The sequence below is a fragment of the Micromonospora sp. M71_S20 genome, from assembly GCF_003664255.1.
GTDB lineage: Bacteria > Actinomycetota > Actinomycetes > Mycobacteriales > Micromonosporaceae > Micromonospora.
The window spans coordinates 263,211-287,016 of record NZ_RCCV01000003.1 but is presented as its reverse complement, the minus strand read 5'-3'; the positions used below and the strand labels follow the sequence as shown (position 1 = coordinate 287,016).

27 protein-coding genes and 1 other RNA gene are annotated in these 23,806 nt (G+C 72.0%); 7 read left to right on the top strand and 21 right to left on the bottom strand.

The window, feature by feature from the left end; translation table 11 throughout:
- Nucleotides 1–137: 137 nt before the first annotated feature.
- The 4 genes from DER29_RS26520 to DER29_RS26510 all read right to left on the bottom strand — a co-directional run bounded on the left by DER29_RS26520 (nucleotide 138) and on the right by DER29_RS26510 (nucleotide 1,395).
- Complete coding sequence (locus DER29_RS26520; RefSeq protein ID WP_121400392.1) at nucleotides 138–374, bottom strand: hypothetical protein; 237 nt, start codon at nucleotides 372–374, stop codon at nucleotides 138–140.
- On the bottom strand, nucleotides 374–649 hold the full coding sequence (locus DER29_RS26515; RefSeq protein WP_121400391.1) for a hypothetical protein: 276 nt from the start codon (nucleotides 647–649) through the stop codon (nucleotides 374–376). The genes DER29_RS26520 and DER29_RS26515 overlap by 1 nt, the downstream gene beginning before the upstream one ends.
- A 100-nt stretch (nucleotides 650–749) precedes the next feature.
- Nucleotides 750–872 carry a hypothetical protein gene (locus DER29_RS35995; RefSeq protein ID WP_255421077.1) on the bottom strand — a complete coding sequence of 41 codons (123 nt, stop codon included), beginning with the start codon at nucleotides 870–872 and terminating at the stop codon, nucleotides 750–752.
- 193 nt (nucleotides 873–1,065) lie between these two features.
- Entirely contained in the window at nucleotides 1,066–1,395 is a 330-nt protein-coding gene (locus DER29_RS26510) for a hypothetical protein (protein WP_121400390.1), read from the bottom strand.
- A gap of 199 nt (nucleotides 1,396–1,594) precedes the next feature.
- Between DER29_RS26510 and DER29_RS26505 the strand changes: the two genes are divergently transcribed.
- From DER29_RS26505 to DER29_RS26495, 3 genes are all read left to right on the top strand, one after another.
- Nucleotides 1,595–2,461, top strand: a complete 867-nt coding sequence (locus DER29_RS26505; protein ID WP_121400389.1) for a GntR family transcriptional regulator — start codon at nucleotides 1,595–1,597, stop codon at nucleotides 2,459–2,461.
- Nucleotides 2,458–3,153: an HAD family hydrolase gene (locus DER29_RS26500; protein ID WP_121400388.1), complete on the top strand. Its 696-nt coding sequence runs from the start codon at nucleotides 2,458–2,460 to the stop codon at nucleotides 3,151–3,153. Before DER29_RS26505 ends, DER29_RS26500 begins: the two co-directional genes overlap by 4 nt.
- 106 nt (nucleotides 3,154–3,259) lie before the next feature.
- A complete protein-coding gene (locus DER29_RS26495) occupies nucleotides 3,260–3,700 on the top strand; it encodes an ankyrin repeat domain-containing protein (RefSeq protein ID WP_121400387.1) in 441 nt (146 codons plus the stop codon).
- Nucleotides 3,701–4,661: 961 nt separating this feature from the next.
- Here DER29_RS26495 and rnpB read toward each other — a convergent pair.
- Nucleotides 4,662–5,079, bottom strand: an RNA gene (gene rnpB / locus DER29_RS26490) — RNase P RNA component class A.
- 103 nt (nucleotides 5,080–5,182) lie between these two features.
- Here rnpB and DER29_RS26485 point away from each other — a divergent pair.
- Entirely contained in the window at nucleotides 5,183–5,944 is a 762-nt protein-coding gene (locus tag DER29_RS26485; protein WP_121400386.1) for a sulfite exporter TauE/SafE family protein, read from the top strand.
- A gap of 60 nt (nucleotides 5,945–6,004) precedes the next feature.
- Here DER29_RS26485 and DER29_RS26480 read toward each other — a convergent pair whose 3' ends face one another.
- The 11 genes from DER29_RS26480 to DER29_RS26425 all read right to left on the bottom strand — a co-directional run bounded on the left by DER29_RS26480 (nucleotide 6,005) and on the right by DER29_RS26425 (nucleotide 15,625).
- Nucleotides 6,005–6,823 carry a TrmH family RNA methyltransferase gene (locus DER29_RS26480; RefSeq protein WP_233600169.1) on the bottom strand — a complete coding sequence of 273 codons (819 nt, stop codon included), beginning with the start codon at nucleotides 6,821–6,823 and terminating at the stop codon, nucleotides 6,005–6,007.
- A 2-nt stretch (nucleotides 6,824–6,825) separates the two neighbouring features.
- Nucleotides 6,826–7,635, bottom strand: a complete 810-nt coding sequence (locus DER29_RS26475) for a phytanoyl-CoA dioxygenase family protein (protein ID WP_121400384.1) — start codon at nucleotides 7,633–7,635, stop codon at nucleotides 6,826–6,828.
- 83 nt (nucleotides 7,636–7,718) lie between these two features.
- The gene (locus tag DER29_RS34715; RefSeq protein WP_199729557.1) at nucleotides 7,719–7,892 is read right to left on the bottom strand and encodes a hypothetical protein; all 174 of its coding nucleotides are present in this window, start codon (nucleotides 7,890–7,892) and stop codon (nucleotides 7,719–7,721) included.
- A gap of 219 nt (nucleotides 7,893–8,111) precedes the next feature.
- Complete coding sequence (locus DER29_RS26460; protein WP_148710109.1) at nucleotides 8,112–8,660, bottom strand: hypothetical protein; 549 nt, start codon at nucleotides 8,658–8,660, stop codon at nucleotides 8,112–8,114.
- A gap of 85 nt (nucleotides 8,661–8,745) precedes the next feature.
- Nucleotides 8,746–10,401, bottom strand: a complete 1,656-nt coding sequence (gene mctP / locus DER29_RS26455; RefSeq protein WP_121400382.1) for a monocarboxylate uptake permease MctP — start codon at nucleotides 10,399–10,401, stop codon at nucleotides 8,746–8,748.
- Nucleotides 10,401–10,682, bottom strand: a complete 282-nt coding sequence (locus tag DER29_RS26450; RefSeq protein ID WP_121400381.1) for a DUF3311 domain-containing protein — start codon at nucleotides 10,680–10,682, stop codon at nucleotides 10,401–10,403. The genes mctP and DER29_RS26450 overlap by 1 nt, the downstream gene beginning before the upstream one ends.
- Nucleotides 10,683–10,842: 160 nt before the next feature.
- Nucleotides 10,843–12,063: a bifunctional RNase H/acid phosphatase gene (locus tag DER29_RS26445; protein WP_121400380.1), complete on the bottom strand. Its 1,221-nt coding sequence runs from the start codon at nucleotides 12,061–12,063 to the stop codon at nucleotides 10,843–10,845.
- Between the two features lie 3 nt (nucleotides 12,064–12,066).
- A complete protein-coding gene (locus tag DER29_RS26440; protein ID WP_121400379.1) occupies nucleotides 12,067–12,804 on the bottom strand; it encodes a zinc ribbon domain-containing protein in 738 nt (245 codons plus the stop codon).
- A complete protein-coding gene (locus tag DER29_RS26435) occupies nucleotides 12,801–13,631 on the bottom strand; it encodes a Nif3-like dinuclear metal center hexameric protein (RefSeq protein WP_199729584.1) in 831 nt (276 codons plus the stop codon). Before DER29_RS26435 ends, DER29_RS26440 begins: the two co-directional genes overlap by 4 nt.
- Nucleotides 13,632–13,803: 172 nt before the next feature.
- Complete coding sequence (locus DER29_RS26430) at nucleotides 13,804–14,379, bottom strand: flavoprotein (protein ID WP_121400377.1); 576 nt, start codon at nucleotides 14,377–14,379, stop codon at nucleotides 13,804–13,806.
- Nucleotides 14,380–14,395: 16 nt separating this feature from the next.
- Complete coding sequence (locus DER29_RS26425) at nucleotides 14,396–15,625, bottom strand: helix-turn-helix domain-containing protein (protein WP_121400376.1); 1,230 nt, start codon at nucleotides 15,623–15,625, stop codon at nucleotides 14,396–14,398.
- 250 nt (nucleotides 15,626–15,875) lie between these two features.
- Between DER29_RS26425 and DER29_RS26420 the strand changes: the two genes are divergently transcribed.
- Entirely contained in the window at nucleotides 15,876–16,547 is a 672-nt protein-coding gene (locus DER29_RS26420; RefSeq protein WP_121400375.1) for a bifunctional DNA primase/polymerase, read from the top strand.
- Between the two features lie 80 nt (nucleotides 16,548–16,627).
- The gene (locus tag DER29_RS34285) at nucleotides 16,628–16,786 is read left to right on the top strand and encodes a hypothetical protein (protein ID WP_158619084.1); all 159 of its coding nucleotides are present in this window, start codon (nucleotides 16,628–16,630) and stop codon (nucleotides 16,784–16,786) included.
- Nucleotides 16,787–16,789: 3 nt separating this feature from the next.
- On the opposite strand, the gene DER29_RS26415 is transcribed toward DER29_RS34285, so the two are convergent.
- From DER29_RS26415 to DER29_RS26395, 5 genes are all read right to left on the bottom strand, one after another.
- Nucleotides 16,790–17,512: an FAD:protein FMN transferase gene (locus DER29_RS26415; protein WP_121400891.1), complete on the bottom strand. Its 723-nt coding sequence runs from the start codon at nucleotides 17,510–17,512 to the stop codon at nucleotides 16,790–16,792.
- Nucleotides 17,513–17,594: 82 nt separating this feature from the next.
- On the bottom strand, nucleotides 17,595–18,185 hold the full coding sequence (locus tag DER29_RS26410) for an FMN-binding protein (RefSeq protein ID WP_121400374.1): 591 nt from the start codon (nucleotides 18,183–18,185) through the stop codon (nucleotides 17,595–17,597).
- A 10-nt stretch (nucleotides 18,186–18,195) separates the two neighbouring features.
- A complete protein-coding gene (locus DER29_RS26405) occupies nucleotides 18,196–19,617 on the bottom strand; it encodes a ferric reductase-like transmembrane domain-containing protein (RefSeq protein ID WP_121400373.1) in 1,422 nt (473 codons plus the stop codon).
- The gene (locus tag DER29_RS35990) at nucleotides 19,614–20,981 is read right to left on the bottom strand and encodes a DUF1501 domain-containing protein (RefSeq protein WP_255421076.1); all 1,368 of its coding nucleotides are present in this window, start codon (nucleotides 20,979–20,981) and stop codon (nucleotides 19,614–19,616) included. The genes DER29_RS26405 and DER29_RS35990 overlap by 4 nt, the downstream gene beginning before the upstream one ends.
- A 20-nt stretch (nucleotides 20,982–21,001) precedes the next feature.
- Nucleotides 21,002–23,071, bottom strand: a complete 2,070-nt coding sequence (locus tag DER29_RS26395; RefSeq protein WP_121400371.1) for a DUF1800 domain-containing protein — start codon at nucleotides 23,069–23,071, stop codon at nucleotides 21,002–21,004.
- A 470-nt stretch (nucleotides 23,072–23,541) separates the two neighbouring features.
- On the opposite strand from DER29_RS26395, the gene DER29_RS26390 reads away from it, so the two are divergent.
- Nucleotides 23,542–23,799: a DUF3040 domain-containing protein gene (locus tag DER29_RS26390; protein ID WP_121400370.1), complete on the top strand. Its 258-nt coding sequence runs from the start codon at nucleotides 23,542–23,544 to the stop codon at nucleotides 23,797–23,799.
- The last annotated feature ends 7 nt before the right edge of the window (nucleotides 23,800–23,806 follow it).

Here is a 23,806-nt window from a genome sequence, read left to right as displayed (position 1 = left end):
CCCAACCCTGAACGCGCTTACCCATCTCTCGCACCTTCTCTCACCAGTCCGAATGCAATTTCGTCAAGTTGTGTTTCGGGACAAGGAAAGGCCCGGATCGGATCACCAATCCGGGCCTTCCCGTCGAACAATTACGGTCAGCGGACCGTGTCGAGCATCTTCCGCGCGAGCGTCGTTGCCCGCTTCGCCTTCTCCGTCTCCTCCATCCACGGGGTCGCGTCTTCCAGGAGGATCAACAGCACCGCCACCGCCCGCCGCAGTTCGTCGTAGTGCTTCATGTAGCGGTACCGCTCCGGCATTCCCTTCATCGACCGTCGCAGCAGCCGCATAGCCTGGTCGACGCCGTCGTAGGTGTCACTGATCCGGTACGACATCAACTCACCTTCCACGGCTTGGCGATCAGGTCCGCCTCGTACGTCTTGACCCGCAGGTGGAACGCCCGCAGCGTCTCCACGGCCTGCTTGTGCGCGTCCTCCAGGTCCTCGATCCGGGCCGCGAACTGGTACAGCGTCCCCGGCGGCGGTTCACACGCCTTGATCAGGCTGTTCACCCCGTCCAGCAGCAGCGCCAGCCCCTGCACGTTGCCGACCAGCGCCTCATACCGAGCCCTGCCGGTCCACGACTTCACGACCTCCGGCACCAAATCCATCCCCTGCCCCTTTCCGCCCGGGAGCCCACACGATCGGTGGACACCACCCGCCCCCGGGAAGCACGAACCCGAGGGACGGATAGAAACCACCGGCCGGCGGTCACTCCCGACCGGTCAGCCGCCATACCCGCCTCCACCGACGCGTTTCGCGGCGAACCAATCCGACGTTGATGGAAACTGACAGCATCAGCAATCCGACAAGGATCAACTCGAAGTCCGACATGACAACCTCCTTTCGATTCTCGAATAGCGTCATTCAACCTGTTTCAGGCAAGGCTGTATCCACTGTGGAATTCTCAACGAACGAGACGCCCGGAAATGAGGACGGCAAGGACCGCATTCCCGAACGAAAGTGCCCCGACCCGACTCGAACGGGTCGCCCACCAGACAGGGGCGGGGCGGCGAGGCTTTCTACCTCAGCGCATGACCGGCTTGAGGCCCTGCGCCTTCCACGTCAAGCCGGACCGCCCGTCCCGCTCCCAGTGCGACACCGTGGCCCCGACCAGTTCCACCAGGTCGCCTTCCTCCACCTGCCCCGGGTCCGCCGAGAGCGTGATCCGAAGCTCCTCGCCCTTGCCCCGGTAGCCGTCCTCGGTCGCAAGGGGCTTCGCGAACACCGCCACCGTGTACAGCGGGTCACTCGTGCCGTAAGCCGTGATCACCTTGCCGTCCTGATCCGCCTTGATCGACGGCTCCTCCACCACCCGCAGCTTGAAGCCAGCCAGGTTCACCGGGATGTTCCGCATCTCTGGTCTCCTTTGATCTTGATCGGTCTCACCGCGCGTAGCGCGAATCCAACGGAGTTGCCCGCCTGACTCGACGTTCGCCAGCTTGTCGCACCTGGCTAGTCAAGCAAGGTCTAGAAGGTAGCTGTGCCTGGCTAGCCAAGTCAAGGGCGCGGCGAGGAAGTTTCCCTACTTGGCTAGTCAGGGCTAGTCTGAACCTGTGAGCGAGAACCTTGATTTCCTCGGTGAGCTGGACCCTGATGACCCGAAGCAGGCGTCGCAACAGATCGCGAACAAGCTGCGAGCCGCCATCCTCACGCGCCGGCTCTCCCCCGGCGACAAGCTGCCGTCACAGCCCGACCTAGCAGCGCGCTACGGCGTCGCACGAGAAACCGTCAAGCGAGCCTTGGACCTGCTCCGGGCAGAACGACTGATCGTTACCCGGCAGGGAAGCGGCGCCTTCGTCCGCGCTCAGACACAGCGGGCCGTCGAGCTGCGCCCCCACATCGAAGCCGCATTCGAGCGACCTCACGTCAGCATCGACTTCGCCGGGTTCTCCGGGGAGACGCTGAGGGACGCGCTCGCTGAGGCGCTCGACAAGGTCCGGGTCGGGCGACTGACACCAGAGACGATCACCGTGCGCGTCCTGATCTCCGACATGACCGTCCCCATGGCACTCCCCGCACGAGCCGAGACCCAGGTCGACGATCCGGCCGTACGCGAGCGAGCGGAACGGATCACCCGCCGGGCAGCGGACGGCATCATCGACCAGGTCACCGAGCTGGGCGACCTCGGGCTCATCCGCTCAACCACGGTCGAGGTACGGATGCACCGGGCATCCCCGCTGTTCAAGCTCTACATCCTCAACGGCGACGAAGTCTTCTACGGCTTCTATCCGGTCGTTGAGCGCACCGTGTCGATCAAGGGTGAACCGATGGCGATCTATGACCTGATGGGCAAGGATGTGCCGCTCTTCCACTACGCGGTCACCGACGACGATGCCTCCCACGGCACGCAGTTCGTGGAAGCGTCGCGCCAGTGGTTCGACTCGGTGTGGTCGACCATCGCCTACCGGTACGACGCATGAACGCCGACCTTGGCCGGCTGTTCGACGAAGTCGGTGCCGTGCTCCTCGACTTCGACGGGCCGGTGTGCAGCGTCTTCGCGGGCTATCCAGCGCCGAGGGTCGCCGCGGAACTGGTCGAGGTGTTGCACCGGCGCGGCATCGAAGTCCCGCCGGATCTCGCCAGCGAACCGGACCCGCTTGAGGTACTACGCCGCATCGGGGCCGCCGGCGACCAGAAGGTCACGCAGGCGGTAGAGGATGCACTGTGCGCGGCTGAGCGCCAGGCCGTCGAGACCGCCGAACCGACGCCATACGGCCGGGAAGTCGTCGTCGCTGCCCGGCAAGCCGGCCTCCCCGTGGCGGTCGTCAGCAACAACTCTGCCGGTGCCGTGAGCGCCTACCTGGCAGCGCACCGCCTTGCCGTCCATGTCTCGCCGATCGTTGGCCGGGCCTACGCCGCCCCGGAGCGGATGAAGCCCAACCCGGAACCGATCCGGCAGGCTGCGCACGCGGTAGGTGAGCCGCCGGCCCGGTGCGTACTGATTGGCGACTCACTCTCGGACATCGACGGCGCGCGAGCAGCCGGGACACTTGTGATCGGGTACGCGAACCGCCCGGCCAAGGTCGGAAAGTTTCAGGAAGCCGGAGCCGACGTAGTGGTCACTAGCATGCGGGAGATCGCTGACGTGTTGGTCGCGCGGATGAACTCCTAAGGCTGGGGAGGACTGCAACCTTCGCCCTCGTTAGCGTGCGTTTCATAAGCCGTTTCAGGGCCACTCGTTGATCGCGGTGCCTGGGCGCACTACCTACGCTGGGCACGTGAACCTGCGACAGAGGAAGAAGCGCACGAAGCGACTGATGGAGGCAGTGCGACGCGAAGACGCCGCAGCCGTGAGCGCTCTCCTTCGCGCCGGTGCGGACCCCAACGTTCCCGACCGTGACCGCACCACTCCGCTGTATCAGGCATCCGTCAACGGCTCGGCTGAACTCGTGCAGGTACTTCTGGCAGCCGGCGCGGTACCCGACACCGAGAGCGGAGGGGACATGGAGGGAACGCCCCTATGCGCTGCCGCGGCCTGGGGATACAACACCGTCGTTCACCTACTCCTCGTCCACGGTGCAGACCCGAATCTGCGCGAAGACCAAGGAACCGGCTACTCACCACTGGATTGGGCGCTACGCGGCGATCATTCACAGGCGGCCGGCCTGCTCCTGGCCGCAGGCGCGAAGCGCGCTGCTCATACCGACGCTGACATCTGAAACACGGCCTGGTGCCCACCGCCTCCACCACCACCGCCGGCCCCGTCACCCAAGGCGCCGTTCTCGAAGATGGCGTGAGAGTGCCGATCCGGCACACCGTGGCCTCGCTCGAAGGTGTCCCGGTTCGGTCGGAGTGAATTCCTGCGTATTGACCGCGCCGCCCGCACCGCGTCCTGGCGCTGCTGTTCCTTGGTACGCGGTCTGCCGCGCCGGGAGCGCCGGAGCCACGCCATTGAGACCAACGCAACGACGGTTGCGATCGCGAGGACCATCCATCCGTAGGTCGGCATGAACCAATCTTATGAGCTGGTCGCCAGTGACTTGGCCGTTGGCCGGAGCGTAGTGTGTTCAGACTTTCTTTACTTGGTCAAGGGCGGGCCTGCGGCCCGCCGCCGTGTCGCGCCGGGGCGCGCGTGCGGCCTGGCGGCCGGTCACGCCCCGGCGCACGGCGCAGCAACGAGAGAGCCACAGAGGCCGCCGCCGGCCGAACAGGGCAAGGCTCCCGGCGAGCCAGGTCAAAGCGCCTCCGGCGGGGGCCTCAGGCTCCGGGATGGCTGGGGACCGTCAGCGGCTCACGGTCCGCGGTGGTTGAGGTGGCTGCCATCCCGTCACCGCCGTCCCAGGCAAGCCGAGCAGACCTGCCCCGGGGCGCCAAGGTCGTTCGTCCGGCAGGGCGCTCCACCTTGTCACCCCGGGGCAGGCCCGCTCCACGAGGTGTGGGACGACGGTGACGGGATGGCAGCCCGGGGGCAAGTGCGGCGCCGCCGAGCCAGAAACCGACCACAACCCCGACGTAGATAGATGCAAAGCGATGAAGGCCCGTCCAAGATCAGGCCGTCTCCAGGCCGTCAGGCCGTCGCCAGGCCGTCAAACGTCGGCCAAAGTTGACCAACGACGACCATCGACGCCCGGACATAGAACCAGCTCAGGGCCTTGGTCGGGGCTCTGAGCTGGTGGGCGACGGACGAGTCGACCTGTACGCCGGATTCTGTGACCGGCGCGCGCCCCGAGGGGCTCGCGCCGGCGGCGGCCATCCATCTAGGCCTGCCGTCGCCGGCAGGCTCGAGCGGCCTACCCGCAGACATCGGGCGGGCAGCCCTCAAGCGTCTGCGCCGGGTCGTCATCATGTCTGATGACGACCCTTGCTTGGCCTTGCTCCGGGTGGGGTTTACCGAGCCACCCCGGTCACCCGGGGTGCTGGTGGGCTCTTACCCCACCGTTTCACCCTTACCGTCCCCGATGGGGTCGGCGGTCTGTTTTCTGTGGCACTGTCCCGCGGGTCACCCCGGGTTGCCGTTAGCAACCACCCTGCCCTGTGGAGTCCGGACGTTCCTCGGCGGCGGGCCGGAGCCCGCCGACGCGACCGCCCGGTCGACTCGTCCGTCGCGCACCCATCCTAACGACGCCACGGCCGCGTCTATTGCCGCCCCGGGACGACCGGCCCCCGTCCTGCCGGGGGCCGGGTACTAGCCTCTGGTGACCATGGATGTCTCCGACGCCGCGCTGCTGCTCGCCGCCGGGCTCGCCGCGGGCACGGTCAACGCGGTGGCCGGCGGGGGCTCGCTCATCACCTTCCCGGCGATGATCGCGGTGGGTTTGCCGCCGGTGCCGGCGAACGTGAGCAATTCGGTCGCGGTCTTTCCCGGGTACGTGGCGAGTGTGGCGGGCAGCCGGCAGGATCTGCCGCCCCGGCGGACGCTGGCCACGCTGGTGCCCACCACGATCGCTGGCACGATCGCCGGCGCCCTGCTGCTGCTGGCCACCCCGGCCCGGGCGTTCGAGCTGGTGGTGCCGTTCCTGGTGCTCGGGGCCACGGCGGTGCTGGCGTTCCAGGATCCGCTGCGCCGGCTGGTCGGGCATCCGCGCGACCTGGCGCCGCGCCGCCGTACGGTCACCGTGCAGGCCATGGTCGCGGTCGGCGCGGTGTACGGCGGTTACTTCGGCGCGGCGCTCGGGGTGATGCTGGTCGCGGGCCTGGCCCTGGTGCTGGACGCGACGCTGGCCCGGGTGAGCGCGATCAAGAACCTGCTCTCCGCCCTGGTCGGGTTGACCACACTCGTGGTGTTCGCGCTGTTCGGGCCGGTGAACTGGGCGGCCGTCGCGGTCGTCGCGCCGGCGACGCTGGTCGGCGGGTACGCCGGCGCGCGGCTGGTGCGCCGGCTGCCGCCGGTGGTGCTCAAGGTGCTGATCGTGGTCTTCGGCACGTCGATCGGGCTCTACCTGCTCTGGCGCGCGCTGCGCTGAGCCTCGGCGGCGCAGGTACTCACGGTTGGCCCGCGAGCTGTAGGCCATGTGATCAGCGCGCTACCGGCGGGCGGCAGCGCTGCGCTGGCGTGCCGATTCGTAGAGCACGACGGTCGCGGCGGCCGCCGCGTTCAGGGAGCTGGCGGCCCCGGACATCGGGACCCGGACGAGCTGGTCGCAAGCCTCACGCCAGCCGACGCTGAGACCGGTGGTCTCGTTGCCGATCAGGGTCAGCGTGGGTTGCGTGAAGTCGTACTCGGCGGCCTCCAGTGCGCCGTGCTCATCGGCACCCACGATGCCGATGCCGACGCCGTCGGCGCGCACGTCGGCGACCCAGGACAGCACGGCCTGGTGTGAGGGCGCCCGGACCACGGGCAGCGCGAACAGCGAGCCGGTGCTCGCCCGCACCGCCTTCGGGTCGTACACATCGGCGGCATGGCCGGTGACGATGACGCCGGACGCGCCGAAGGCGTCTGCGGACCGGATGAGCGTCCCGATGTTGCCAGGGCTGGTGGGCCGGTCGAACACGACGGTGAGCATGGTCGGCCCGGCCGGGATGCGGCACAGGTCGTCCTGCGGCAGCGCGACCACGGCCAGCAGCTCCGGAACCGTGTCCGCCTTGCCGCCCAGCATGTGCATCAGTTCACGGGAGACGGCGAACCTCTCGGCCCGGACGGTGTCCAGGGCCTCGCGTGCCCAGCCGGAGAGCTGGACGTCGGCGTCGTAGAGCAGCTCTCGAACCTGCCAGCCGTGTTCGATGGCCATGGTGATCGGGCGCACGCCCTGCACGAGGAACTCGCCGCGACGCTGCCGCTTGGTCCGATTGCGGAGCAGTGCCTCCCACTGCTGGAATCGGGCATTGCGGCCACTCACCCGCACCCTCACTGTTGTCCCCGCCTCGCCCGTACCTCAGGATCGGGGGTGTCCTGCCCGAGTCCTCGGCGAATCGCGATCTCCACGGGCGAGTACGCACCGTCGGCCCGTTCCAGTTCGTACGGCGCGGCCGGCACCAGCGGCGGCTGGGCCATGAAGCGCGGCCGCGTCCCGTGGTGCGGTTGCGCCGCGTGCACCAGGAACGGATGGCACAGGAAGACGTCGCCCGGGGACCCGGTGGCCAGGGCGAGTGGCCGGTGGTCGGACGCCGCCACCAGCTCGGGCGCGAGGTCCAGCCCGCTCGCCCCGTCCTCCCCGTACTTCTCCAGCACCTTCGGCACGTCGAGGTGTGAGCCGACCCGGATCCGTGTCGGGGCGTCCTCCGCACCGATCTCGCTGAACAGGAACAGCATCAGCAGCGCCCGGCCCCGGGAGCGAACGTTCGTGAAGTACCAGCTCGCACCCTCCGGCAGATAGCTGCCCTCGATGTGCCAGCCCGCGTCGTTCGGCTCGTCCTTGTGCGGGAAACGCAACGGGAACGTGCCCAGCGAGTAACGCGGCTCCCAGCGTCCCGCGCCGACGAGCAGGTCGTACGCGTGATGGAGGAACGGTGAATTGGGTGCGGCGGCGAACGGCCCCTGCGCCATGCCGGGCACCCAGTGCACGGGCTGCGTCCAGGTGGCTGGGTCGTCCGGGTCGCAGCCCGTCTCCCGCCACAGCAGCCGCGCACAGTCCGCGGCCACGCGCGGTGCGACGGCGCCCGCCAACTTCACGAAGCCGTCGCGAAGGAACCGGGATACCAGTGTCGTGTCGTCCATGCCCCCATCGTGTGGCGGCACCGACCCCGATCACCCGACACATTCCGCTCCGCTTCTGTCGGGGCGTGCCGCAACAGCGCCGGTCACGATACGGAGGCACTGTCGCACAGCACCACAGCTTCAGGTTCCGCCCAACTGCCGAAGGGAGCGAACGCATGGAAACCCGCATCGTCGACCATCCCGCGTTCCGGCTCGTGGGGCACGCTGCCCGGGTTCCACTGATCCACCGAGGCATCAACCCGCACATCCAGCAGCACATGCGACCCGCGAGCTCTGGCTGCCCGTCGAGCCGGCGTAGCGACGGGGTGGAATATCCGGGTGCCCAGGCCCGACGGTGGCAGGCCGCGTGCCCGTCCGGATCCGGTCCTGGCGGGCATGGCCTACAGCTCGCGGGCCAACCGTGAGTACCTGCGCCGCCGCGGTATCAAGGCACGCCGCAGCGATCAACGAGTGGCTACCCGCCTCTGGAATACGGCCTAGTGGTCGTGGAGCGTGAAGAAGAGCGTCCGGTGCTCGACGTCCAGGAATGCGGCCCGCCACCGCGTGGACGGATTTCCCTCGTCGTACGACCGGCTGTGCAGCCAGCGGGGCGCGGTCGGCAGGAACGGCGCGAGAGCGGGCCACGCGTCCGCCGGGCTGGTGAGGGGCGCCTGATCCGGCTCGGCGGGCGCGTACGGCACGAAGCCGTACCGCTGCGCCAGCGTCCGCGCGTCCTCCGGACGCAGCCGGACCACGCCCTGGTACGCCCAGTCCGTCGGGCCCGGGGCGCGGCTGCACGGGTCGCCCGACGCGCGCAGTTGCCAGTGGATCTCCGGATAGTCGCCGAGGTCCGGCAGCTCCTGGGGCGGGTCCCACCGGTCGGTGCGCACCTTCGCCTCCTCGGCGCGCACCGTCTCCCGGCACTCGGGCGTCTCGTCCGGGTCGTCGCTGACGGTCAGGACCGCGGCCCCCACGCACCCGACGACCGCCAGCAGCAGCAGCGCGGCGGAGCCGCCGAGGACGGCCACCAGCGCGCGTCTCGTCATGGTCGTCAGCGTACGAAGGGCGTCCACTCCCGCCGCGTCGCCCCCGGCCGGTACGGGCCGGGGGCGACGCGATCCCGAGAGACGCTCAGGCGACCGGTTCCGGGGCCGCGTCGGCGTCGCGGTGCGGGCCGGGCACGACGCGCGGGTCGCCCTCGTCGGCGAAGTAGTCGTCCGACGTGGTGCCGTCGCCGCCGTCGCGCACCTTCGCCGCCCGCAGCACCACCGTGAGCAGCGCCGCGACCGCGAGGTTGACCAGCACGGCCACGATCCCGACGTAGATCGTCTTCGGGGTGTCGAAGCCGAAGTCGGCCAGCGGGAACGCCGAGCCGCCGAAGTGCTTGCGGCCGGTGGCGGCGTTCGGGATCTGGTAGAGCATCCACATGCCCAGCCCCATGCCCGCGATCCAGCCGCCGATCAGCGCGCCGCGGTGGAACCAGCGGGTGTAGAGGCCGAGCGCCACCGCCGGCAGCGTCTGGAGGATGATCACGCCGCCGATGAGCTGGAGGTCGATGGAGAACTGCGGGTCGAGGAAGACGATGCAGGCGACCGCGCCGACCTTCACCACCAGCGAGGTGATCTTGGAGACGTTCGCCTCCTGCGCGGGGCTGGCATCCCGCTTCAGGTACTCCTTGTAGATGTTGCGGGTGAACAGGTTCGCCGCCGCGATCGACATGATCGCCGCCGGCACCAGCGCGCCGATGCCGATGGCCGCGTACGCGACCCCGGCGAACCAGTCGGGGAACTGCTGGTCGAACAGGACCGGCACCACCGTGTTGCTGTCCACGGTGCCCTCCTTCGACCCGGGCAGCGGCTTCACCCCGGCCGCGATGGCCATGAAGCCGAGCAGCGCGATCAGGCCGAGCAGCAGGCTGTACGCGGGCAACGCCGACATGTTCCGCTTGATCACGTCGCGGTTCCGGCTGGCCAGCACGCCGGTGATGCTGTGCGGGTAGAGAAACAGCGCCAGCGCCGAGCCAAATGCCAGCGTGACGTACTGGAGCTGGTTGTTGGCGTTGAGCAGCACTCCGTCGTTGGGGTTCGGCGACGCGTCGAACTTCGCGTCCGCGGCGTCGAAGATCTCGCCCCAGCCGCCCAGCTTGTACGGCAGGTACAGCACCGCCACCAGGATCACGATGTAGATCAGCGTGTCCTTGACGAACGCGATCAGCGCGGGCGCGCGCAGCCCCGACTGGTACGTGTATGCGGCCAGGATCGCGAAGGCGACGATGATCGGCAGGTGCCGGGCCAGCGTGCTCTCGCCGGTCACCCCCATGGTCTTCAGCACCGCCTCGATGCCGACCAGTTGCAGCGCGATGTACGGCATCGTCGCCACGATCCCGGTGATCGCGATCAGCAGCGCCAGCACCGGCGAGTCGAACCGCTTGCGGACGAAGTCCGCGGGGGTGACGAAGCCGTGCCGGTGCGAGACCGACCAGAGCCGGCACAGCACCAGGAACACCAGCGGGTAGATGACGATGGTGTACGGGACGGCGAAGAAGCCGGCCGCGCCGGCACCGAACATCAGCGCCGGCACCGCCACGAAGGTGTACGCGGTGTACAGGTCACCGCCGACCAGGAACCAGGTGATCCAGCCGCCGAAGTTGCGCCCGCCCAGCCCCCACTCGTCGAGGTGGGCCATGTCCTTCGGGGCCCGCCACCGGGCCGCCACGAATCCCATCCCGCTGACCAGCAGGAAGAGCGCCGAGAAGACGATGATCTCGGTGAGGTGGTCGCGCCACATCAGCGATCACCCGCAGCCGTGTCGCCCGGCCCGGCCGCGGGCGTGCCGGCCCGCTTCTTCGTCATCTGGTAGACCAGCGTGGTGGTGGCCACGCCGAGCAGGATGTAGACGAGCTGGAGCCAGTAGAAGCGCGGGAAGCCGAGGAACCGGGGCGAGTCGGCGTTGAAGAAGACCGGGATCAGGGGCACCACGATGGGGATGAAGAGCAACCAGTTCCAGGGGCTGTGGTCCTTCGCCCTGGAGCGCACCGCTGTCGGCGCCTCCGGTTCGGGTGCGGCCATTGCGACAAACCTCCGCGTGTCGTAGATCGGCACTGATGACGGCCGGAGGCTACGACCCTGTGAGCCGGGTCACGTTCGACGGGAGGAAGTTGCTGCGCCGAACGGCGGGCGGCGTGCGCCGAACGGCGACCCCGGGCGGCCGGACGGCCGGCCGCCCGGCTCAGATCGCGGCGAGGTGCGCGGTGTCGTTGACCGTACGGACGGCGACGCCGCCGTCGGGCCACGTGTCGAGCACCGAGATGCCGGCCGCGTCCAGGAACAGCCGGTGCAGGAAGCCGTCACTGGCCGCGAGGGCGTCGCGCAGCACCAGCTTGATCGGCGAGACGTGCGAGACCACCACCACGGTCTCCCCCGGGTACGCCCGGCAGAGCCCGTCGACCGCGCGACGGCAGCGCTCGGCGACGTCGACGAACGACTCGCCGCCCGGCGGGGCCACCCGGGTCGAGGCGAGCCACGCGTCCATCTCGCCCGGCCACTCCTGGCGTACCTCGGCGAAGGTGCGCCCCTCCCAGGCCCCGAAGTCGCACTCGATCAGGTCGTCCTCGCGGCGCACCGGCACGCCGCCGACCGCCCCGGCGATCGCCTCGGCGGTCGCCGTACACCGGGACAGGGGGGAGCTGACCACGGCCGCGACCGTCGGGGCCAGCCCGGCCACCCGGGCGGCCGTGGCCCGGACCTGGGCCCGGCCGCGCTCGGACAGCGGCACGTCGCCGCGGCCGGAGTAGCGGCGCTGCTCGGTGAAGGCCGTCTCGCCGTGCCGGACCAGGATGAGCCGGGTGGCGGTGAAGCTCGGCCGCGGCTCCCAGGAGGCGGGCGCGGTGGCCGGGTCGGTGCCGGTGGTGGTCGCCGACGCGGCGCGGGCGGCCACCTCGCGGGCTCTCGCGCGGGCCGGCGAGTCGGGGCCGGCGACCTCGCGCGGCGGCTCCACGACGCGCGGCGGCGCGACGGCGGCCCGGGCCGGCGCCTTGCCGGCGGCGGCGTCCATGGCGGCGTTGGCGAGGGCGTCGGCGTGCCGGTTGCGTTCCCGGGGAATCCAGTGGAACCGTACGGCGGCGAAGCGGTTCACCAGCCCGGCGGCCTGCGCGGCGAGCGGGCGCAGCCCGGGGTGCTTGATCTGCCAGCGGCCGCACATCTGCTCGACCACGAGCTTCGAGTCCATCCTGGCCTCGACCTCGGCGGCGCCCAGCTCGGCGGCGGCCTCCAGCCCGGCGATCAGCCCCCGGTACTCGGCGACGTTGTTGGTGGCGACGCCGATCGACTCGCTCCGCTCGGCCAGCACCTCACCGGTGTCCGCGTCGCGGACCACCGCCCCGTAGCCGGCCGGGCCAGGGTTGCCCCGGGATCCGCCGTCGGCCTCGACGACGACCACGCGCGGCGCCACGGGCTACAGGCCGGACTCGTTGGTGCGGACCATGATCCGCCGGCAGTCCTCGCAGCGGACGACCTCGTCCGGGGCCGCCTTGCGGATGCGGGACACGTCGGCGCCGGAGAGCTCCAGGCGGCAGCCGCCGCACCGGCCGGCGGTCAGCAGCGCCGCGCCGAGCCCGGTGTCCTCGCGGATCTTGTCGTACAGCTGCACCAGGTCGGCGGGGAGGTCGCCCGCCAGCGGCTGGCGGGCGCCGCGCTTGAACTCCTCCTCCTTGGCGATCTCGGCCAGGCTCTCGTCGCGGCGCCGCTCGGCGGCGTCGCGCTTCTCCCGCACCTCCGCGAGCCGCTTCTCGATGCCGTCCAGCACGCCCTGGGCCGTCTCCCGCTGCTCCATCAGCTCCAGCTCGGCGTCCTCCAGGTCGCCCTGGCGGCGGTTGAGCGAGACCAGCTCGTGCTGGAGGGCCTCCAGCTCCCGGGCCGGGCCGGTGCCGGCGGCGAGCCGGGCCTCGTTCTTGGACTTACGGGCCCGCACCTGGTCGACGTCCTTCTCCATGCGGGCGATGTCCCGGTCCAGGTCGTCGACCGCCACCTGGGCGCGGACCCGCTCGTCCTCCAGCGCGGACAGCTCCCGGGCCAGCGCGTCCAGCTCGGCCCGCTCGGGCAGCGAACGGCGCCGGTGGGCGAGCTGGGCGAGGGCGGTGTCGATCGCCTGGAGGTCGAGCAGGCGGCGCTGGACCTGGGGGTCAGCCTTCACGGTCGGGGCTCCTTGTCGTCCACCGCGGGTGGGGCGGCGTGTATGGTCCACGGGTCGGTGGCCAGGTCGGACACCAGCGTCTCGACACCCGTCGCCTCCCGCAGGAGGACGGCCAGGTCGTCCAGCCACGGTCGTTCCGTCGCCCAGTGGGCGGCGTCGAGCAGGGCCGGACCGTCGGCGGCCAGGTGCTCGCCGGCCGGGTGGTGGCGCAGGTCGGCGGTGAGGAACGCGTCCACCCCGGCCGCGGTCGCGTCGGCGAGGAAGCCGTCCCCCGCGCCGCCGCTGACCGCGAGGGTACGAACCATACGCCCGGGATCCCCGGCGGCGCGAACTCCCCAGGCCGTGGCGGGCAGCACGGCGGCGGCGTGCCGGGTCAGCTCCGCCAGCGTCATCGGCTCCGGCAGCTCGCCGATCCGGCCGATCCCCCGGCCGTCACCGTGCGCGGACGAGCCGGGTGCGGGCCGGTGCAGCGGGCGCAGCCCGGTCAGCCCGAATCGGGCGGCGAGGGCGTCGGAGACCCCCGGGGCGGCCACGTCGGCGTTGGTGTGCGCGACGTACAGGGCCACGTCGGATCTGATGAGCCGGTGCACGATCCGGCCCTTGTAGGTCGTGGGGGCCACCGAGGAGACGCCGCGCAGCAGCAGCGGATGGTGGGCGACGATCATGTCCACGCCGGCGTCGAGAGCCTCGGCGACCGTCTCCGGCACCACGTCGACCACGCAGAGGACCCGGCGCACCGGGGCGCACGGCTCGCCGAGCACCAGCCCGACCCGGTCCCAGTCCTCGGCCCAGGCCGGCGGATAGCGCCGTTCCAGCTCGGCGACCACGTCGGCGACGGTCGGCGGGACTGCGTTGGTGCTCACGGCGGGCCAGCTTACCGGCGCGGGCCGTGGCCGGGGGTGTCGCCCACCGGGACGACGGCGTGTCCCGCCGTGGTCCCGGTGCGCCGGAGGGTCCCGGGCTGACGTCGTACGCCGGCCGGGGACCCTGCGGCGCGCGTCAGGCGACGGGGCAGAGCCGGTCCCGTACGGCGGCCAGGCCCAGGGCCCACGGGAAGGCGTGCACGTGCCGCTCACCGGTGCCGGGCGGATGCAACGGGAAGACGTGATCGCCGAAGAGCACCGTGACCCCCCACTCGGCGAGCCGGGCGATGCCGGCCCGGAAGGCCGGGTGGGCCGCCATCGCCGCGTTCGTGTACGGCACCGCCACCACCGGCACCCCCAGGCCCTGCGCCTCCACCAGCAGCCCGAGGGCCAGTGTGTCGGTGATCCCGGCCGCCCACTTGTTGACGGTGTTGACCGTCGCCGGACAGACGATCATCGCGTCGGCCTGCGGCAGCACGTCGAGGTCGCCCGGATTCTTGTAGTGGGTGCGGACCGGATGGCCGGTCTGCCGGGCCAGCGCGGCCCGGTCGACGAACTTGGCGCCGTCCGGCGTGGTGACGACGCAGACGTCCCAGCCGTCCTGCTGGGCCAGCTCGACGAGCCGGCCGACGTGGCGGGCCAGCGGTGAACCGCAGGCGATGACGTAGAGCACCTCGCGGCGCTCGCTGCTGCTCGGGCGCGGACCGGTCATCAGGCCGCCTCCGCGCTCATACCCCTACTCCCATGTGCTCAGCCAACTCCGCAATCGGAGAAGGCGGCGCACCACGTGTGCGACGCAGGATGTCCGACATCACCTCGTGCGCGATCGGCCGGCAGCGGATCTCCGACGGGGCGAGGCGGTCACCGCGCAGCAACATCTCGCCGGCGTTGGCCACGTCGCCGACGTGGGCGAAGCCCCGGGCGATGTCGAGCAGGTGGTGGGCCCGGCGCTCGGGCAGCAGCGCGTTGAACGCCGGCTCCTGGATGCGCTGCCGGTGCACCTCCACCGCCCGGCCGCCGTCGCCCAGCTCGACCGCCGCCGCCGCCCGGTGCAGCTCCACGTTGGTCGGCCCGAACGAGGTCCAGTAGTGGTTGTGGTCGCCGCCCAGCAGGGTGGCCGCCTCGTGCGCGCCGTTGATCAGGTCGTCCACCGTGGCGGAGTCGCCGATCCGGGCGGCGGCCATCGCGCCCTGGAGCAGCAGCATCCCGTAGACGGAGAGCAGCGCCGGGGTCGCCTCGGTGCCGCCGCCCGGGGCCAGCCGGTTGGCGATGGTGACGTTGAGTTCGAGGGCGGGGCGGGGCCGGCCCATCGCCACCAGCGCGTTGCAGACCCGGGTGGTGGCGATGCCGGCCAGCAGCGGGTCGTTGGCACGCTGGGCAACCGCCATCGAGCGGTCGGCGGCCAGCCAGGCCAGGTCGCACTCGCCCAGTTTGCGCAGCACCGACGAGGCGATCTGGTAGACCTGCCCGAGCAGGTGTGCCGCCTCGACCGCCTGGTCACCGCCGTGGCCGGCGTCGGCGGCCTGGGCGTCGCGCAGCAGCTTCGGCAGCGCCCGGGTGAGCATCCCGTAGCGGCCGTACTGGTAGGTGAGCCAGGCGTGGTTGACGGCCTTGCGCATGTCGGCCAGGGGCGGCGGGCACGGCGCGGCGTCGAAGTACGCGCTCATCGAGTCGTACCGCTCCAGGGCCGCCCGGATCTCCTGCACCTCCACCTGGTCGATGCAGTTCAACGCGTCCGTACGCCGCTCCGGGTCCTTGCCGAGCAGCAGCTGCACGTCGACCTGGAGGATGTCGGCGATCTCGTAGAGGACGGAGAACTTGTCCAGCCGGCGCACTCCGCGCTCGACCTTGTCGACCCAGCTCTTCGACTTGCCCAGCCGGTCCGCGAAGACCTGCTGCGACATCTTGCGCCGCCCCCGCCAGTAGGCCACCCGCCGCCCGATGGGTAACTCGTCCATCCACCCGTTCCTTCCCCTGTGCCTGCTCGAGCGGGCGTGCCGGCCGGTCCTGCCGGATACGGCGATCGATCCGTACGTCTTCAGGTTTTCGCTGGTCGCACAGCGTGTGCGTCAGCCGTACAGCCAGTTCTCGTAGTTTTCGTGCAAGTTGCATCAGCCGTTCGTCAGCTCAACGATCGCGGGTTACGGCAGTGACGGTGCTCGACATGCGACCTGGGCACCGGCCGGGTCCGGCGAGGGGAGATGGCACATGTGGGGGAATGTCGCGCCGCGCGTCGTTCAACTGTCCCCGTTGGAACGGGTGCGGCTGCGCCGGGTGGCCGTGCGGTACGCCCTGCACGGCTGGGACGTCACCCCCGGCGCCTGCCTCGCCCGCAGCCGCTTCGTCTGCGGGCGGGCCGGCTGCCCGACGGTCGGCTGCCACCCGGCCCTGGAGAACTGGGAGCACGCGGCGAGCGCCGACCCGGCCCGGGTCGCGACCTGGTGGCGCACCCGGCCGCACGGGGTGCTGCTGCCCACCGGGCGGGCGTTCGACGTGCTGGAGGTCCCCACGCACCTCGGCCGGCACGTGCTGGACGCGGTCCGGACGCACCCGGCCGGCGTCGGCGTACGCGGGCCGGTGCTGGTGACCCCGACCGGCCGCTGGATGTTCCTGGTCCGCCCCGGCGACCCGCTCCGCCCCGAGCTGGACCACTGCTTCCACGTGGTCCGGCACGGTCCCGGCTCCTGGATCCCGGCCCCACCGACCCGGCTGCCGGAGGGCACCGTCCGGTGGGCGGTCGCGCCCGAACAGGCCCGCTGGCAACTGCCCGACTCCTATCTGGTGCAGAACGCGCTGATCGAGGCCCTGCGGGCCACCGGGGTCACGGTCACCTCCGACCTGCTCCCCGGTCACCTGCCGCTGCCGCGCCGGGGCATGTGACGGCGGCTCGACAGCGACGCCGGAGGGCCGGCGCTCGTTGAGCACGGCGACGGCGCACCCGCGCCGGGAGCGGGGGTTACATGTCCACCGACGACACCGCGCGCCAGCCGGACGGCGCGGAGCCGCCGCCCCGGCACCGGCCGCGCCGCCGCTGGCCGGTCACCCGTCCCGTCGGCTCCCGCCCGGGCCGCCCCCGCCCCCTCGGCTCCCGCCCCGCCACCACCCGCCCCTTCCGCTGACACTCAGCCGGCCAAGGGCAGGGCGGTGGAGTGCAGGAGGCGGGCGTCGTCGGTGACGACCGCGTGCTGGTGCCCGGGCAGGCCGTCCAGCCAGCCGATGCCGGCCGGGCCCATCGCGACGGCCGCGGTGGCGTACGCGTCGGCCAGCCCCAGGTCCGGCCCGACCACGGTGACCGAGCGCAGCCCCCGGGCCGGCACGCCCCGGCGCGGATCGCGCACGTGGTGGCCGCGCTCGTAGACGCCGGACGTGGCCACGGCCAGGTCGGTGCCGGTGAGCACGAGGCAGGTGGACATCGCGTCCCACGGGTGGCGGACGCCGATCCGCCACGGTTGCCCGGTCGGGGAGTGGCCGCGTACCCGCACGTCGCCGCCGGCGTTCAGGCAGTGGTTCGCCGCCCCGGCCGCGAGCAGCCGGTCCGAGGCGATCTGCACCGCCCAGCCCTTGACGTAGCCGGACGGGTCGAGCCGCCCGGTGGCGTACGCGTCGAAGAAGCCGTCGGTGGCCTTCCACAGGTCGGCGCAGCACGCCAGCACGGCCCGCAGGTCGGCGCCGGCCCCGGAGAGCGGCAGCTCGCCCCGGTCGACGCGGCACACCTCGCTGTCGGCCCGGTACGTGCTGAACCGGGCGTCCACCTCGCGCAGCCAGGCGAACACCTCCCCGGCCAGCGCGTCCAGCTCGGCGGCGGGCAGGTCGTCGGCGAGGTCGAGGCTGATCGCGGTGCCCATGACCTGCTCCACGCGGCGCAGTCCCGGCCTGGTCGCCGGCGGACCCCCGCCCGGCCGCCGCCCCGCCGCCGACACCGGCACGTCAGTTCGCCCGGTCGATCGCTGCCTGCAACGACCTCTTGTACGAGGTGCTGGTGGCGGTCGCCCCGGAGACGGTGTCCACGTCGGCGCTCTGCCGCTGCACCACCAGCCCGGAACTGCCGCTGTAGCGGCCGTCGACCTGCTCGCTGCGCTGGTCGGACTGGGCGGTCTCCTCGGGCAGCTCCAGGGCCACCACGTCGACGATCCGCGTCCCGGAGAGGGTGATCTGCACCTGCACGTTGCCGTACTCGTTCTCCACCACCGGCCCGGTGACGGTGCGGGTGGTCGGCGCGGGCGGCGGTTTGGTGGTGGTGCGCGGCGCGGACGGCGCGCGGGTGGTGGCGCTGGGCCGGCTCGCCGGCGCCCGGGTGGCGGTGCGACCGGGCCGGGGGGACGCGCTGGTGCGGGCCGGCGACGGCGGGGCGGAGACCTTCCCGCCGCCCGGGGTCGGGCCGGCCGGCGCGGGGACCACCGGCGGAGGCGCCGCCGGCAGGTCCTGGGCGACCGGGCTGGTGCCCGGCGAGCCCTTCAGCACCACCATCGCGGTGGTGCCGGCCGCCAGGCCGGTGATCGCGAGCAGGGCGCGACGCATGGAAGCCTTCCTACAGCTCGAACGTGGCCAGGTGGATCTGCCGGCGGGGCACGCCGGCCTCGCGGAGCACCCGCAGCGACTGCTCGACCAGGCCGGGCGGCCCGCAGAGGTAGACGTCGCGCCGGGCGAGGTCGGGCACCAGCCGGCGCAGCCCGTCCGGGCTCATCACCTGGCGGGGGCCGGGATCATGGCGGGAGCCGACGACGTACCAGATCGCGGTGTCCCGGGCCTCGGCGAGCCAGTCCAGCTCGCGGTGCAGCAGCACGTCGCCCGGGGTGCGGGCGCGGTAGATCAGCGCGGCGCCGGGCGGCAGTTCCTCCAGCATCGCCCGGATCGGGGTGATCCCGCTGCCGCCGGCGATCAGCAGGGCCCGTTCGCGGGTCCGGTGGGCGGCGGTGAAGGTGCCCGACGGCCCCTCCGCCCAGACCCTGGTGCCCGGTTCGAGGTCGCGCAGGTCGGCGGTGTGCGCGCCGACCACCTTGACGGTGAGCCGCAGCCAGCGGCCGTTGGCGGCGGCGGAGACCGAGAACGGGTGCGCCTGCCACCAGCAGCCCCGGGCGAGGAAGCGCCAGCGGAAGAACTGCCCGCCCAGCAGTTCCAGCCGCTCCAGCCGGTCCCCGGTCAGGTAGATCGAGATCGTGTCCGGGCTCTCCGCCACCACGTCGGCGACCCGCAGCCGGTGCCGCAGGTTGAACGCCAGCGGCGCGATCACCCGGCCCCAGAGCAGGGCGGCGAGCACCAGCGCGTACATCGCGATCCAACCGGTGCGCACCGGGCCGGGCCGGAACAGCTGCGCGCCGTTGCTGAACTGGTGGGCGAAGCCGAGCAGCAGCACCGCGTAGCTCGACAGGTGCAGGGCGTGCCACAGCTCGTAGGGCAGCGCGGTGCGGATCGCCCGGACGCTGGTGAGGCCGACCAGCACCAGGATGCCGGCGGCGGCGAACGCGGAGACCATGTCCTCGTAGTCGCGCAGCAGCACGCCGGCCTCGGTGAGCACCGGGTTGTCCTCCAGGTCGGCGTAGCCGACCAGGATCAGCGACGCGTGCGCGAGCACGGCGACCAGCAGGGTGGCCCCGACGTCGCGGTGCCAGCGGGCGATCCGCTCGCCGCCGGCCCACCGCTCCAGGATCGGCAGGCGGCTCATCATCAGCACCTGCACGAGCAGCAGGTAGCCGGCGACCAGCCCGGTGATCCGGCCGGCGGCGGTGAGCGTGGCGGCCGTCGACCGCAGCGATCCGGCCGGGGTGTCCAGCCACCAGGGCAGCACGCTGACGAGCAGGCCGACGACGAGCAGCGCGGCCAGCAGCCGCCGGCCGCCGGGTCCACGTCGCGGCGGCACCAGGGGGCGTACGTCCGCAGCCGGCCGGCCGCCGCGCCGGGACGGGTTCGTCCCGGCGCGGCGGCCGGCGGCGTGGGTGCGCGGGTACGTCACGCGTACAGCTTCATCGGGCGGTACTTCTGCCGGGGGAAGATCTTGTCCACCTCCGCGTTGGTGAGCCCGAAGCGGCCCTGCGCGACGGCTCCGTAGACGTTGAACATGTTGTTGTACTCGGGCACGTCGCCGGAGTCCAGGTCGTCCAGCCCGTTCCAGGTGCCCAGCAGCGAGCCGGCGAGCTTGCGGCCGGAGAGCACGGTGACCACGCCGCCGTGGCCGTGGTCGGTGCCGCCGCCGTTCGAGGCGACCCGCCGGCCGAACTCGCTGGAGACCATGATGGTCACGTCGGCGGACTTCTCCCCCAGGTCGGTGAAGAACGCCGCCATGGCCCCGGCCAGCTCGTTGAGCCGCCGGTGCAGCTGACCGCCGTCGCGGGTGCCCTGGTTCTCGTGGGTGTCGTAGCCGCCCATCCCGACGGTGGCGACCCGGACGTTCGCCCCGCCCTTGATGAGCTGCGCGAGCTGCTGGAACGCGTAGCCGACGCCCTTGTACTCGACGCCCTCGGCCGGCTGGTACGGCTTCGCGGCGAGGCGCTGCGCGGTGGCCAGCGCACCCAGGCCGTCCTGCACGGCCTCCTGCACCGGGTGGTTGATCCCGGTGAAGAGCCCCTTGATCGCCTTCTCGGTCGCGGCCCGGTACCGGTCGTCGCCGTTGAGCCGCAGCGAGCCGACGCTGTTGAGGGAGAGCGCGCCGTTGTTGCCGACCAGCGACCGGGGCAGCGTGCTGCCGATGCCGACGCTGCGGAACGCGGTGCCCGTGCCGAGCGCGTCGACCAGGCTGTCCAGCCAGCCCCGGCCGCCGGTCTCGCTGGGCAGGCCGCCGAGGTTGCAGGCGTCCGCGGCCTGGAAGTGGCTGCGGGACAGCCGCTCGTCGGAGACCGCCGGAACGAAGCCGAGGTTGCCGCTCTTCAGCCACGGCTCCAGCGGCTTGAACGCGCTGGTCAGCTTGAAGCCGCGGCCCAGCGCCAGGGAGTCGTTGCCGAGCAGCAGGTCGGGGCGGGCCTTGGCGAGCACCGGGTCGTCCGCCGGGGCGACCAGGCTCAGCCCGTCCAGCCCGCCGTAGAGGAAGACGTGGATCAGGGTGCCGGTCTTGGTGGCGGCGAACGAGGCCGAGGTGGTGACGAACTGGGCGGTGGCGAGGGCGGTGGCGGTCGCGGCGGCGCCGGCCACGAACGTCCGCCGGGTGACGCCGCGACCGTCCTGCTGGGCCTCCTCCAGGTCCTCCAGCCGCCGGTAGCGGTCGGCCTCGGCGGCGTTCTCGGCGGCGACGATGTCGGCCTCCGCCCGCAGCAGCGCCTCGGCCGGGTCGTCGGCCAGCCGCCGCAGGTCGGGGCATTCGGGGTGCAGGGGGAACGTGTGCACAGTCTTCTCCATCGGGTGCCTCACCGGAGGTGGTGCTGGGGGGAAGCGAGGATCGCCCGCGCTACGGCGGTGACGGCCCCGTCGAACGTGGCGTCGACCTTGTCGCCGGCCGACACGCCGGCCACGCCGAGGATCAGGGACCGCTCCCTGGCGCTCAGCTTCTGACCCACCAGGCGCAGGGCCAGCGCGTCCACGTACGCCCCGGCGGTGGCCGGGGGCCTGGCCACCAGCTTCTCGGGCGGGGTGTAGGTGAAGACGGTGCGTCGGCCGGCGAGCAGCTCGCCCGCCTCGTTCCAGCCGTGGACCATGGTGCCGGCGGAGGTCCAGGCCACGTAGACGTCCGGGTAGCCGTCGGGGGTGGGCTGGCCCATCGGGTACTGGCCCAGCTCGCGCATCCTGTCGTGGATCTGCCGCAGCCCTCGGGCGTACGGGGTGCGCTTGTTGTCGCCGTTGTCGTGCTTCGGCGACGCCTCCGGGGACACCCCCAGGGCCCGGTACGTGGCGACCAGGTACTCCATCGGCCGGCGCACCTTCTGCCCCACCGCCGCCCAGAACTCCGAGGAGCTGAACAGCGTCATCAGCACCGGCTTGATCATGCCCTTGTTCAGGGTGTACGACTTGGCCAGCCGCTCCACGAGGGACTTCGGCGGGGTGTCCGAGACGAATCGGGTGGCCAGGCTCTGCGCCACGTACTTGGCGGTGGACGGGTGCAGCGCGATGTAGGTGATGTACGCGTCGATGGCCGCCTCGGCCTTCTTCGGGTCCTTCGAGTTGTTCGCGTGGGTGAAGCCGAGGACCTTCACCTTGCCGACGTAGTGCCGCTCGGGGCGGAACACGTACTTCCCGTCGTTGACGCCCCGGCCGGTCTGGAGCAGGGCCGCCTGCCGGACGTCCTTCTCGGTGTAGCCGCCGTCGACGCCGACCGAGTACAGCTCCAGGTTCTCCCGGGCCAGGTTCTCGTTGACCGCGTCGGCGCGGGAGTCGTTCTGGTTGAGGTAGAGCAGCAGCGCGGGGTGCCGGTTCGCGGCGAGCAGCATCTCGGGGTAGCTGCCGAGGGCGTGCGCCCGGACGACGTCCCGGTCGAAGGACGCGCGGTACACCTCGCCCCCGTCGAAGTCCGCGGCGACGTGCAGGAAGTCGTTCCAGAAGTCGACCATCACCTCGAACAGCTGCCGCTTCGACCAGATCTGCCGGGCGATGGTGGCGTCCACCATCTCCTTCTCCGGCTGCGCGCCCCGCTCGTTGAGCTGGTCGCGCTGCTCGCGCAGCTGCGCGGTGCCCAGCTTCAGCGTCGGCAGGTCCGCGAGCTTCAGCTCGGCCCTCGTCGGGGCGATCTTGTCGGGGTCGAGCTGCCAACGCAGCCAGCCGTCGATGCCCCGCTCCTTGATGTCGGCGACGACCTGCGGGGTGGCGCCGAAGGTGGCCCGCCGGGCCAGGTGCAGGACCGGGTCCTTGGCGAGCACCGTCTTGACGGTCACCTTGGTCTCCGCGGCGGCGGCGGCCGGCCCGGAGAAGGTGCGGCCGCCGGCCGGGGCGTTCTTCTTCAGCGCCTCGCCGGCCCGGGAGCCCATGTAGCTCTCGTTCTGCTCGGTGTAGGTGCGCACCGTGCTCGGCTGCTGGCCGCTCGGGCGGGTCGGGGTGCCGTCGGTGACCGTGGTGCCGGTGGCGTCGCCGGCCACGGCCTCGTCGCCGAAGAGGCTGCGGATCTGCGGGGTCATCGCCAGGGCGGCACCACCGGCGACCACGGCCGCGGTGCCACCGAGGGCCGCGAGGGCCTTGCGGCGGCCGACCTTGCGGCCCGGCTCGTCGTCGTCCAGGTTGGGCAGTCCGGGGCCGGCCGACGGCGCGCCCGCCTGCCGCGCGAAGCCGTCCGGGCCGACCCACTGCGGCCCGCGCGCGGCCGGGTGCCCGGCGTGCGCGTACTGCTCCCGCGGGTCGGCGGGGTGTCCACCCTGGTGCTGCGTGCGCGGGTCGTGGCCGTACGGGGTGGAGGGGTGGGTGTCGCGGTGACCGTCGGCGGCGGGGTACTGACGCCCGTCCCAACCGCGATCGTCCCGCGGTCGCCGTGGTGGCACATTCTGGTCGGCCATGTACCAATCCGTTTCTGCTGCGCCGCGACGACTGGCACCGGGGCACGGGTGCAGGTGCGGCGACTGGTGCCTGAGGGGGTTGTCACCGGAAGGTAATCAAGCGTTCAGGGGCCTTCAAGCAGCACCGGAAGGCCCCGGGAGGGCACTTAAGGCGCCGCTCAGCGCGGGTCGGCGGCGCCGGAACTCGGGGCGGCCCGGCACGGACCTCGCGAGCAGGGCGTACGCGGCACGGCACGGGCCGGATCCGGCCATCTGGGCCGAGCCGACGCGGGACGGCACTTTCATCGCCACAGGCAAATTTAAGGTTCGGCTAAGCCTGCGCTGAGGCGCTCCCCCGCTCGCCGCAGGGCTGGGGGCGCGGCCGGAGGGCGCCGCCCGGGCGGGGCGGCAAAGTAGCAGCAGGACGGGAGCGTGAGCCGCCGCCGCAGCGGGTATGCCGCCGAACCGCTGAACACGTGAGGGGAAGGCACATGCTCAGCAAAGAGGATCAGCGCAGGTTCGAGCAGATCACCCGTCAGCTCCGGGAGAGTGATCCGGCGTTCTTCGCCCGGCTCGACAACCGGGCCCGGGCCCGGCGCGGCCGATGGCTGATGCTGTTGACGATCGTGCTGTGGGCCTCGCTGCCGGCGATGACCGTGCTGGCCGGGCGACTGGCCGGGGCCGTCTGCGCGGTGGTCCTGGTGGCCAACGCCGCGCTCATGTGGCGGTTCCGCCGCCGTTGGCTGTGACCCGGGG

What these genes read in the sequence shown, in the direction of transcription:
- DER29_RS26520 (WP_121400392.1), bottom strand. Translation starts at nt 374, where the DNA reads ATGTCGTACCGGATCAGTGACACCTACGACGGCGTCGACCAGGCTATG.
- DER29_RS26515 (WP_121400391.1), bottom strand. Translation starts at nt 649, where the DNA reads ATGGATTTGGTGCCGGAGGTCGTGAAGTCGTGGACCGGCAGGGCTCGG.
- DER29_RS35995 (WP_255421077.1), bottom strand. Translation starts at nt 872, where the DNA reads ATGTCGGACTTCGAGTTGATCCTTGTCGGATTGCTGATGCTGTCAGTT.
- DER29_RS26510 (WP_121400390.1), bottom strand. Translation starts at nt 1,395, where the DNA reads ATGCGGAACATCCCGGTGAACCTGGCTGGCTTCAAGCTGCGGGTGGTG.
- DER29_RS26500 (WP_121400388.1), top strand. Translation starts at nt 2,458, where the DNA reads ATGAACGCCGACCTTGGCCGGCTGTTCGACGAAGTCGGTGCCGTGCTC.
- DER29_RS26485 (WP_121400386.1), top strand. Translation starts at nt 5,183, where the DNA reads ATGGATGTCTCCGACGCCGCGCTGCTGCTCGCCGCCGGGCTCGCCGCG.
- DER29_RS26475 (WP_121400384.1), bottom strand. Translation starts at nt 7,635, where the DNA reads ATGGACGACACGACACTGGTATCCCGGTTCCTTCGCGACGGCTTCGTG.
- DER29_RS26460 (WP_148710109.1), bottom strand. Translation starts at nt 8,660, where the DNA reads ATGACGAGACGCGCGCTGGTGGCCGTCCTCGGCGGCTCCGCCGCGCTG.
- mctP (WP_121400382.1), bottom strand. Translation starts at nt 10,401, where the DNA reads ATGTGGCGCGACCACCTCACCGAGATCATCGTCTTCTCGGCGCTCTTC.
- DER29_RS26450 (WP_121400381.1), bottom strand. Translation starts at nt 10,682, where the DNA reads ATGGCCGCACCCGAACCGGAGGCGCCGACAGCGGTGCGCTCCAGGGCG.
- DER29_RS26430 (WP_121400377.1), bottom strand. Translation starts at nt 14,379, where the DNA reads ATGACCGGTCCGCGCCCGAGCAGCAGCGAGCGCCGCGAGGTGCTCTAC.
- DER29_RS26425 (WP_121400376.1), bottom strand. Translation starts at nt 15,625, where the DNA reads ATGGACGAGTTACCCATCGGGCGGCGGGTGGCCTACTGGCGGGGGCGG.
- DER29_RS26420 (WP_121400375.1), top strand. Translation starts at nt 15,876, where the DNA reads ATGTGGGGGAATGTCGCGCCGCGCGTCGTTCAACTGTCCCCGTTGGAA.
- DER29_RS34285 (WP_158619084.1), top strand. Translation starts at nt 16,628, where the DNA reads ATGTCCACCGACGACACCGCGCGCCAGCCGGACGGCGCGGAGCCGCCG.
- DER29_RS26415 (WP_121400891.1), bottom strand. Translation starts at nt 17,512, where the DNA reads ATGGGCACCGCGATCAGCCTCGACCTCGCCGACGACCTGCCCGCCGCC.
- DER29_RS26410 (WP_121400374.1), bottom strand. Translation starts at nt 18,185, where the DNA reads ATGCGTCGCGCCCTGCTCGCGATCACCGGCCTGGCGGCCGGCACCACC.
- DER29_RS26395 (WP_121400371.1), bottom strand. Translation starts at nt 23,071, where the DNA reads ATGGCCGACCAGAATGTGCCACCACGGCGACCGCGGGACGATCGCGGT.
- DER29_RS26390 (WP_121400370.1), top strand. Translation starts at nt 23,542, where the DNA reads ATGCTCAGCAAAGAGGATCAGCGCAGGTTCGAGCAGATCACCCGTCAG.